Origin of the sequence: Candidatus Angelobacter sp. (assembly GCA_035607015.1) — a bacterium.
Lineage (GTDB): Bacteria > Verrucomicrobiota > Verrucomicrobiia > Limisphaerales > AV2 > AV2.
This window is the reverse complement of record DATNDF010000351.1, coordinates 1-8,690: the sequence shown is the minus strand read 5'-3', so window position 1 is coordinate 8,690 and position 8,690 is coordinate 1. Positions and strand designations below refer to the sequence as shown.

At 60.4% G+C, this 8,690-nt stretch carries 9 protein-coding genes; 7 read left to right on the top strand and 2 right to left on the bottom strand.

The window, feature by feature from the left end:
* The 5 genes from VN887_14130 to VN887_14110 all read left to right on the top strand — a co-directional run.
* Positions 1–194, top strand: a 194-nt coding sequence (locus VN887_14130) for a hypothetical protein (GenBank protein HXT41146.1), incomplete at its 5' end; no start/stop codon positions are given.
* Positions 191–577: a hypothetical protein gene (locus VN887_14125; GenBank protein HXT41145.1), complete on the top strand. Its 387-nt coding sequence runs from the start codon at positions 191–193 to the stop codon at positions 575–577. The genes VN887_14130 and VN887_14125, both read left to right, overlap by 4 nt.
* Before the next feature lie 19 nt (positions 578–596).
* Positions 597–2,066: a cbb3-type cytochrome c oxidase subunit I gene (locus tag VN887_14120; GenBank protein ID HXT41144.1), complete on the top strand. Its 1,470-nt coding sequence runs from the start codon at positions 597–599 to the stop codon at positions 2,064–2,066.
* On the top strand, positions 2,063–2,983 hold the full coding sequence (locus tag VN887_14115) for a cbb3-type cytochrome c oxidase subunit II (GenBank protein HXT41143.1): 921 nt from the start codon (positions 2,063–2,065) through the stop codon (positions 2,981–2,983). The genes VN887_14120 and VN887_14115 overlap by 4 nt, the downstream gene beginning before the upstream one ends.
* Positions 2,980–3,597 (top strand): cytochrome c, encoded by a 618-nt coding sequence (locus VN887_14110; GenBank protein HXT41142.1) that lies wholly within the window; start codon positions 2,980–2,982, stop codon positions 3,595–3,597. Before VN887_14115 ends, VN887_14110 begins: the two co-directional genes overlap by 4 nt.
* Before the next feature lie 17 nt (positions 3,598–3,614).
* On the opposite strand, the gene queG is transcribed toward VN887_14110, so the two are convergent.
* Both queG and VN887_14100 read right to left on the bottom strand, forming a co-directional pair.
* Positions 3,615–4,724: a tRNA epoxyqueuosine(34) reductase QueG gene (queG, locus tag VN887_14105; GenBank protein ID HXT41141.1), complete on the bottom strand. Its 1,110-nt coding sequence runs from the start codon at positions 4,722–4,724 to the stop codon at positions 3,615–3,617.
* Positions 4,721–5,266, bottom strand: coding sequence for a shikimate kinase (locus VN887_14100; protein ID HXT41140.1), 546 nt, complete (start codon positions 5,264–5,266; stop codon positions 4,721–4,723). Before VN887_14100 ends, queG begins: the two co-directional genes overlap by 4 nt.
* A 180-nt stretch (positions 5,267–5,446) precedes the next feature.
* On the opposite strand from VN887_14100, the gene ptsP reads away from it, so the two are divergent.
* Positions 5,447–7,225, top strand: a complete 1,779-nt coding sequence (ptsP, locus tag VN887_14095; protein ID HXT41139.1) for a phosphoenolpyruvate--protein phosphotransferase — start codon at positions 5,447–5,449, stop codon at positions 7,223–7,225.
* A gap of 13 nt (positions 7,226–7,238) precedes the next feature.
* The gene (locus VN887_14090; GenBank protein ID HXT41138.1) at positions 7,239–7,985 is read left to right on the top strand and encodes a nucleotidyltransferase family protein; all 747 of its coding nucleotides are present in this window, start codon (positions 7,239–7,241) and stop codon (positions 7,983–7,985) included.
* Positions 7,986–8,690: the final 705 nt, after the last annotated feature.

Sequence of the window (8,690 nt, the reverse complement as noted above, 5' to 3'; positions counted from 1 at the left end):
GCTTTCAATGGGTCTGGCTCGACATTGGTTGCCTGGCCTTCATCGGCGGCCTGTTGACGAAAGTTTTTCTGAAAAACCTGAACGCCCATCCGATCTTCCCGCAGAAAGACCCGCGCCTCGCCGAGGGTCTGGACATTTATGTGCCGCCTGCGCCGACCGGAAATCCCGCTTCATCCCCGGGAGGTGCCGAGTGAATGCCGGTCCGGCCCAGTCCTGTTGCGACAAGGCCCGGGTGGCGGCCTACTCGATCGGCATCCTTGGGACGTTTCTATTGGTCGCCTTGCTCGTGCTGGCGATGCGCCATTACACGCAACCCGCGCCCGTTGGCGCCGGCCGTGTCGCGGAGCGCCACAAGTTTTTGCGGGACCTGCGCGACACCGAGGCGAAAACACTGGGCGAATACGACTGGCAGGACAAGGATAAGGGCATCGTTCGTCTGCCGATTCGGCGGGCGCTGGAACTGGTGTTGCAGGAGTGGCAGAACCCGGCGGCGGCCCGCTCGAATATGATCGCCCGTGTGGACAAGGCGACGGCGCCTCCTCCGAAAGCGCCGGAGAAGCCGAACCCGTACGAATAGTTTGTTGCCGGTCAATTCGATGAGCGCGATTTCTTCATCATCGCCAGCGGTTTCTCGCGCGGCGCCGTCGGTCGCTCCGGCCGCGCCCGCGGAAATCGACGCTTCCTGTCGCGCGCCGGTGCTGTTTCTGTTCGCGTCGGCCACGGTCTGGCTGGTGATCGCCTCGGCTTTCGCGCTGATTGCCTCGCTGAAATTTCATGCACCGGGCTTCATGGCGGGCTGTCCGTGCTTCACCTATGGGCGCGTGCAACCGGCACAGATGAACGCGTTTGTTTACGGATTCACCGTGCAGGCCGCGCTGGGCGTCGCGTTGTGGCTCGTGGCGCGGTTGGGTCGGACGCCGCTGGCGCTGCCCGGCATCATCGGGTCGGGCGCGGTGTTCTGGAACGCCGGCGTGACTCTCGGCCTGTTCGGCATCCTCATCGGTGACGGCACCGGCCATGATTGGCTGGAGATGCCCGGCTACGCGTCGCCCGTCCTGTTTATCGCGTATTCAATGATCGGCGTCCCGGCGCTCCTGACGTTCCATCACCGGCGCGAGCGATCGTTGTATGTTTCGCAATGGTTTCTGCTTGCCGCGCTGTTCTGGTTTCCGTGGATTTACTCGACGGCAAATCTGCTGCTGGTCTTTTTCCCCGTGCGCGGCGTGCTGCAAGCTGTCGTGGACTGGTGGTATATCGGCAATCTGACTTCGATCGGGTTTGCGTTCATCGGTCTGGCCGCGATCTTTTATTTTTTACCCAGGCTCGCGGGCAGGCCCCTTTACAGTAATCATCTGGCGATCCTTGCGTTTTGGACGCTGGCATTGTTCGGTGGCTGGGGCGGCATCCATTCCGGCGCGCCGGTGCCCTCGTGGGTGCCAAGTATCAGCACGGTCTTCTCGGTGCTGGGCGTGGTGCCGCTCCTCGCAATCGCAATAAACTTCAGGAAAACCTTCGCCGGTGCGTCGGTCAAAATGAAGGAGAGTCTTCCGCTCCGCTTTATTGCGTTCGGTGCGGCCGCTTACCTTGTCGCCGGACTGGTTGCCATCGTTACCGCGTTCCCGAAGGCGAGCCTCGTGACGCACTTCACGCTTTTTGCGCCGGCGCGCACGCAACTTTTTCTTTACGGCTTCGTCGGAATGACCGTGTTTGGTGCGATTCACCATATCGTGCCGCGACTGATGCAAAAGGACTGGCCGTCCGCAAAACCCGGGGACTGGCAATTCAGGTTGGCGGCCTCCGGGCTGACAATTTATACCGCGTCATTGACGATCGGCGGCCTGCTGCAAGGACTGGGGATGGGTGATCCAGCCGTTCCTTTCACGACCGCGTTGCACCGGGGCCTCGTCATGTTCCGCTTGAGCACGCTGGGCGATCTGGCGATGGCCGCCGGCAATGTTGTGTGGGCGGTGAACCTCGGCGGGTTGCTCATTCGCTGTTGTCGCGAATGTTGCGTGCCCGTGATGAAGTCCGCGCTCAAGCCGCAATGGGCGGAGGAGGCGCGATGAACCACGGCCCGCTCATCTTCCTCGGCGCGTTCTTCGCGCTGGCGCTGTCGTGGTTTGGCCTTGTGTTCGAGCCGCAGTTGCAGCTCGGCAACGCGCAGCCCGCCACCAACATGGTCAATATTGCCCGGCTTTATCCCCAAATGCGTCCGGGCGAGGCGCGGCAGGGTCTCGAGGTGTATCGCTCGCTCGGTTGCGCGACCTGCCACAGTCAGCAGATCGGGCAGACGGGGCGGACTTACGGAGTGGTGTTGACTGGCGCGGGCACCAACCGAAATGAAGTTGCCGCCGCGTTGATCAGTTTGAAGGCGGCGGCGGCGACCGGCGACGCGCAGAAGTTTTTCACGGAGCTGCCCCAGACAGTTTTGAAGGATGTGACCCGCGCGGCCGCCGACGCAGCCCTGGCAAAACTCGAACCTACCGGCGCCAAGGCGGAGCTTAAAATCATCCCGACCGGCCCGGATATTGCACGCGGCTGGGGCAAACGCCGCAGCGTTGCGGAGGATTTTCTCTACGACCAACCGGTGATGCTCGGGTCGCAACGCATCGGTCCCGATCTTGCGGATGTCGGCTCGAGACTGCCCATCGCGCAATGGCATCTGCTGCACCTCTATAATCCGAGGGTCGTGGAACACAATTCCGTCATGCCGCCGTATCGTTTTCTGTTTGAGAAACGGAAAATCGGCCGTGAGCCGGCGGCTGACGCGCTGAAACTGGCCGGTGAATTCGCGCCCGAGCCGGGCTATGAGATCGTGCCGACGGATCAAGCAAAGCAACTCGTTGCCTACCTGCTCAGCCTGCGCGCCGACACCGCAATTTTTGAAACGCCGATGTACGTTGCTGTCGCGACTTCAACGAATGCGCCCGGCGCTTTGACCAACACGCCGGCGGCGGCGGCCACGAATTCCGTTGCGAAATGAATTCCGAACCGAACACACCTTCAACTACCGAAGAGGCCGAGCCGGCGAGTGGCACGGCGCCCGCGCCGGTCTGGCTGTTCGTGCTCGTGACGGTTCTGGCGTTTTGGGGAATGGGTTTCCTGGACAGGCACGGCGGCGGATTTCAGTCGGGCGTTTACGCCCCCTATCAATCCCGCAAGGAACTTGAAGATGAGTGGCCCAAGTCAGAAGGCGGAAAGGTCCTTGCCCTGGGCAGATTTGTTTACGAAGAGAAAGCGAAGTGCACGGCCTGCCACCAGCCAACGGGGCTGGGAACGCCGGGACAGTTCCCCCCTTTGGCCGGATCCGACTGGGCGCTTGCAAAAGAGCCAGGCCGAATTATTCGGATCGTGCTCGACGGCCTCCAGGGACCGGTGACCGTGAAAGGCCAGCCGTTTACCAACGTCATGGTTCCGTGGCGGGACACTCTTAGCGATGATGAAATTGCCGCCGTGTTGACTTACGTTCGGCAAAACTGGGGAAACAGTGCGCCAGAGGTCAAGCCGGAGGAGGTCAAGGCCATTCGCGAAAAGACCGCCGGCCATTCCGGACAATGGTTCGCAGACGAGTTGCTCAAGATCTCCGAAAGCGAGTAACCGCCCGCGCTGGACTGTCAGTCGTTTGCCCTGCTGCCTTCTTTCCCCTCTTCGGGGACACCCTGTTTTCTCCGTTGAATCTGTTGAATCGCCCAATCGGCATGTTCGGCAATCAGCGGTTCGGAATCGTCCGCGGCACGTTGCAAGGCGGGCAGGGCGGTGGCGTCGCCGACGTTGCCGAGCGCGACACAAACGTTGCGCAACAGTCCGCGACGTTTTGTTCGCAGCATCGGCGTGCCCGCAAACCTCTTCCTGAAACCGTCGTCGTCCAGGGAAAGGAGCCCGATCAGGGATGGCCCCTCCAGATCCTGACGGGCATGTTGCTTCATCAATTCCCCTTCGCGCGCAAACCGGTTCCACGGACAGACCGCGAGGCAGTCGTCGCAGCCGTAGATGCGGTTGCCGATGGCAGGACGCAGTCGGGCGGGGATCGGTCCCTTCAGTTCGATGGTCAGGTAGGAGATGCACAAACGCGCGTCGAGTTGGAACGGACCGGTGATGGCGCGGGTGGGGCAGGCGTCGAGGCACCGCGCGCAGGAGCCGCAGCGGTTTTGTTCCGGCGGATCGGGTTCGAGCTCAAGCGTCGTGATGATTTCGGCGAGGAAAATCCAGTTTCCGAGAGTGCGGCTGATGAGGTTGGTGTGTTTGCCGACAAAGCCGAGTCCGGATCGCTGGGCCAGATCGCGTTCGAGAAGAGGTCCCGTGTCCACGTAACAGAGCGAGCGCGTACCGGTCCCCCCGAGCCGGTCCATGTATTCCGTCAGGGATTTCAACCGGTCGCCGAGCACGTGGTGATAATCGTCGAATCGCCCGTAGCGGGCGATGACACCGGTTGACGCCGGTCGGAGGTTCGCGCGGGGCACGTCACCCCGTCCTTCCGGGCATTCGGACTGCAAACTTGAAACTTCATAACTTGCCGCCAGGCAGAGGATGCTTTTCGCGCCGGGCAGGACCTGTCCGGGATCGACTCGTTTGTGCGCGTTACGTTGCAGATAGCCCATCTCGCCATGCCGCTGCGCCGCCAGCCACCTTTCAAAATGGGGCGCGCTTTGCGGCGGCCCGGCTGTGGTGAAACGGCAGGCGTCAAAGCCCAGCTCCAGGGCGCGCCGCTGGATCGCGGTTTTCACCGCTGTGAAGAGCGGTGGCTCGCCAGACGGAACTGATGGATCACGTGGTGCGCGACCTCTTTTATCGACCGCAGATCGGTGTTTACCAGCACGTCGGCCCGGCGGTAGAACGGTTCGCGCTCAGTGAGCAGTTCGCGCATTCTCGCCAGCGGTTTGGGATTCTGCAGCAACGGCCGGTGGGTTTGATGGCGCACCCGTTCCCAGATTGCCTCCGGCGAGGCCCAGAGGCAGACGACGAGCGCATGGCTTTTCAGGCTTTCGAGGTTCTCCGCGCTCACGATCAATCCGCCGCCAGTCGCGATGACCGTATGGTCCGATCCCTTGAGTTCATCCACCACCGTCCGCTCATATTCGCGGAACCGCGCCTCGCCCTGTTGAGCGAAAATGGCGGAAACAGTCTTTCCGGCGCGCGCCTCGATGAGTTCATCCGTGTCCACAAACCGGAAGCGCAGCTGGGCCGCCGCGAGTTGACCAACGGACGACTTGCCGGTTCCCATGAAACCCACCAGGGCGAGATTGTGAATTACGCGTCCGCCGCTCATGGCAGTCAATTAACGTAGAATCAGCGCGCTGGCACGCAGTTTCTTCCCCGGCGACGGGTCCGCTCCGCGTGCGGACGACGGAGAGCGACCGGATCATCCGATCCGGGGACGGTGGTGTTCCGATGGTCACGGATCCAGAATTTCGTTTTCAATGAAGACCATTCCGGTTAATGCTCGGGCGTGTCCGAGCCCACGCGTTCAGGGGAGAAGATTTTGCGCGGCATCCCGGTTTCTGGGGGCGTTTGCCGCGGAAAAATCGTCGTGCTTGGCAAGACGCACGATGCGATCGTGCGCCACGGAATTCCCGAGGCCGAATTACCGCAGGAAATCCAGCGGCTGGAGCAGGCCCTGATTCAGACCCGCCACCAGATCATCGAAGTCCAGCGCAAGGTGAACCAGGCGATGGGCGCCAAAGACGCCAGCATCTTCGACGCTCATCTGCTCGTGCTGGAGGATCCGACCTTGATTGATGAGGTGACGCGCGTGATTCAGGAGCAGAAAATCAACGCCGAGCACGCCTTTCAACAAATTGCCGAGAAATACGCGACCACGCTCAGTTCGATGGACGACGACTACCTGCGTGAAAGATCCACCGACATGCGTGATGTCACCTCCCGCGTGCTGGACAATCTGACGGGTCGGACCGACGAGGCCGGGATCCATAAACTCAAAGAACCGTGCATCATCATCAGCTATGACCTCGCGCCTTCGACGACTGCACTGCTGGACAAAAAGATGGTGCTTGGTTTCGCGACGGATGCGGGCAGCAAGACCTCGCACACGGCCATCATGGCGCGCTCGCTGCAGATTCCTGCGGTCGTTGGTTTGCGCGATGCCAGCAGACTGTTGCAATCCGGCCAGCACGTCCTGCTGGACGGTTTCAACGGGTTGCTCGTCGTCAATCCGACCGACCAGACGTTGTTCGAATACGGCCAGCTCGCCCGCAAGCAGGTCAATCTCGAGGTCAAGCTGCGCGACATCCGCGATGAGCCCGCCATCACGCTGGACGGCGCGCGGGTCATCCTTTCGGCCAATGTGGAGCAGGGGGCGGACGCGGAGCACGTGCGCGCCTGCGGGGCCGAGGGCGTCGGCCTTTTCCGCACCGAGTATCTCTATCTGAATCGCGAGACGCTGCCGTCCGAGGAGGAGCAATACACGGTGTACCGCCAGGTTGCCGCGGCGTTGAAACCGGCCCCGGTCGTCATCCGCACCCTCGACCTGGGCGGTGACAAGTTCCTTTCACACCTGTCCATGCCGCAGGAACTCAATCCGTTTCTGGGCTGGCGCGCGATCCGGTTTTGCCTTCAGGAGCGGGAGATTTTTCACGCGCAGTTGCGGGCGATTCTGCGGGCCGCCGTCGAGGGAAACATCAAGGTGATGTATCCCATGATTTCCGGCCTGGACGAGTTGAACCAGGCCAACGCCTTCGTCGAGGAATGCCGGCAGCAGTTGCTGGCGCAAAACATCCCGTATGGCGGCAATCTCGAAATCGGCGCCATGATTGAGATTCCCTCGGCGGTTTTGGCGGCGGATTCGCTGGCCAAGCGGGTGAAATTCTTCAGCATCGGCACGAACGACCTGATTCAATACTCGCTTGCCGTTGACCGGCTGAACGAGAAGATCGCGCACCTGTATGAGCCGACGCACCCGGCCATCGTCAGGCTGATCAAGGCAACGGTCGAGGCGGGCCATCGCAACGGCATCTGGGTGGGTGTTTGCGGCGAGATGGCGGGCGACCCCGCGCTGGTGCCGCTGCTGCTGGGACTGGGAGTGGACGAACTCAGCGCCGCCTTCTCCATCGTGCCCCAGGTCAAGTTCCTGATTCGCCGCCTGAAACTCGAAGAGGCGCGTGAACTGGCCGAATTCGCCTTGAACTGCGAAAGTGGCTCGGAAATCCTCGCGCGGTCAACGGCGCTGGCGCGGAAGATCGCGCCCGGCCTGTTCGAAAATCAGAATTGAGTCCAACCGCTCCATGAAAGTCGTCATCCTCGCCGCCGGCTACGCCACGCGCCTTTACCCGCTGACCCTCACGCAGCCCAAACCGCTACTGCCCGTCGCGGGCAAGCCGATGATCGAGTACGTGCTGGACAACCTCGCGCCCGTCGGCGGCATTGACCGGGTGTACGTCGTGACCAACGCGAAGTTTGCCGGCCATTTCCAGAAATGGGCGGATGCCTACCACGCCGGTCATCCGAAACCGGACTTCACCATCGTCAACGACGGTTCCACCGACGACTCGAACAAGCTCGGCGCCATTGGCGATCTGCACCTGGTCATCACGCGCGAAAAAATCGACGACGACGTGATCGTCGTAGCGGGCGACAACCTGTTCAGCCAGTCCTTGGAGGGATTCGGCAAATGTTGCCGCGAAAAAAACGCGCCGGTCTTGGCCGTTTACGACGTGGGCAACCTCGAACAGATTAAAAAATACAACGCCATCACCATGGACGGCGAAAGCCGGATCACTTTTTTTGAGGAAAAACCGAAGAACCCGGCCAGCACGGTGACCGGCATCGCGCTCTATTATTACCCGCGCAACACCATCCCGCTCATCAAGCAATACGTTGCGGAAGGCAACAATCCCGACCAGCCGGGCCGCCTCGTGCAATGGCTTTACCCCCGCACGCCGGTTTACACCTGGACAGTCCCCGGCCTCTGGTTTGATATTGGATCGAAAGAAACACTCGAAGAAGCCAACCGGATTTTTGCGAAGCGCTGATTTCCCTTTCGCCTCAACGGTGTCCACAAGTTAAGGCCATTTGTTAGGGAGACCTGTCAAGACGACTTTCGCGTCTGTTTTGATGCCATATTAGCCAAAGAGACACAGCATCACTCGGTCGATCCGAGAAAACGAGCGAAACCTCGTAGCGTTGACGTGCCTCGAAGTAACTGCTCAGAGGTCGATTCTGACCACTCGAAGGCAAACTCACAATGTAACCGCCGAGATGATTGTCTCTGTCAATCCAAACCCATCGGATCCATGATTGTTGGCTCGCGATGAATTCGTGAATGGTCCTATCTGCTTGTTTGACCAATATGCGTGCGCTGAATGTTGGTTGTGGTCCTTGAGAAGGGTTTGTTGCGCCTCTGATACTAACAACGAAGTTGAAATCCACCCCTGTCGGACAAGTGAAAGTTGCATTGACGGTATCGTTGGTGCAATCAGCCAGCCACATGGATCTCGGGGTTCGAACCAGCTTTGTGATTTCATAAGTGACCAGCGCAACTGCACCAATAAACAAAACAACAACTAAAAAACCGCGCCTCATTCGTTTCTCTCCCATTGTTTGCTCTGCAAAATTAAACCAGAATCAAAGTGCTGGACGTCTGTGCGTTCTTGCTATTGATGCACCCAAGAGAGGGGTAGATGGGGTAACACTTTTTGGTTAAGGGAGACCGTGATCAGGCCCTGGCAGCGAAGCCA

What these genes read in the sequence shown, in the direction of transcription:
- VN887_14120 (HXT41144.1), top strand. Translation starts at nt 597, where the DNA reads ATGAGCGCGATTTCTTCATCATCGCCAGCGGTTTCTCGCGCGGCGCCG.
- VN887_14115 (HXT41143.1), top strand. Translation starts at nt 2,063, where the DNA reads ATGAACCACGGCCCGCTCATCTTCCTCGGCGCGTTCTTCGCGCTGGCG.
- VN887_14110 (HXT41142.1), top strand. Translation starts at nt 2,980, where the DNA reads ATGAATTCCGAACCGAACACACCTTCAACTACCGAAGAGGCCGAGCCG.
- VN887_14100 (HXT41140.1), bottom strand. Translation starts at nt 5,266, where the DNA reads ATGAGCGGCGGACGCGTAATTCACAATCTCGCCCTGGTGGGTTTCATG.
- VN887_14090 (HXT41138.1), top strand. Translation starts at nt 7,239, where the DNA reads ATGAAAGTCGTCATCCTCGCCGCCGGCTACGCCACGCGCCTTTACCCG.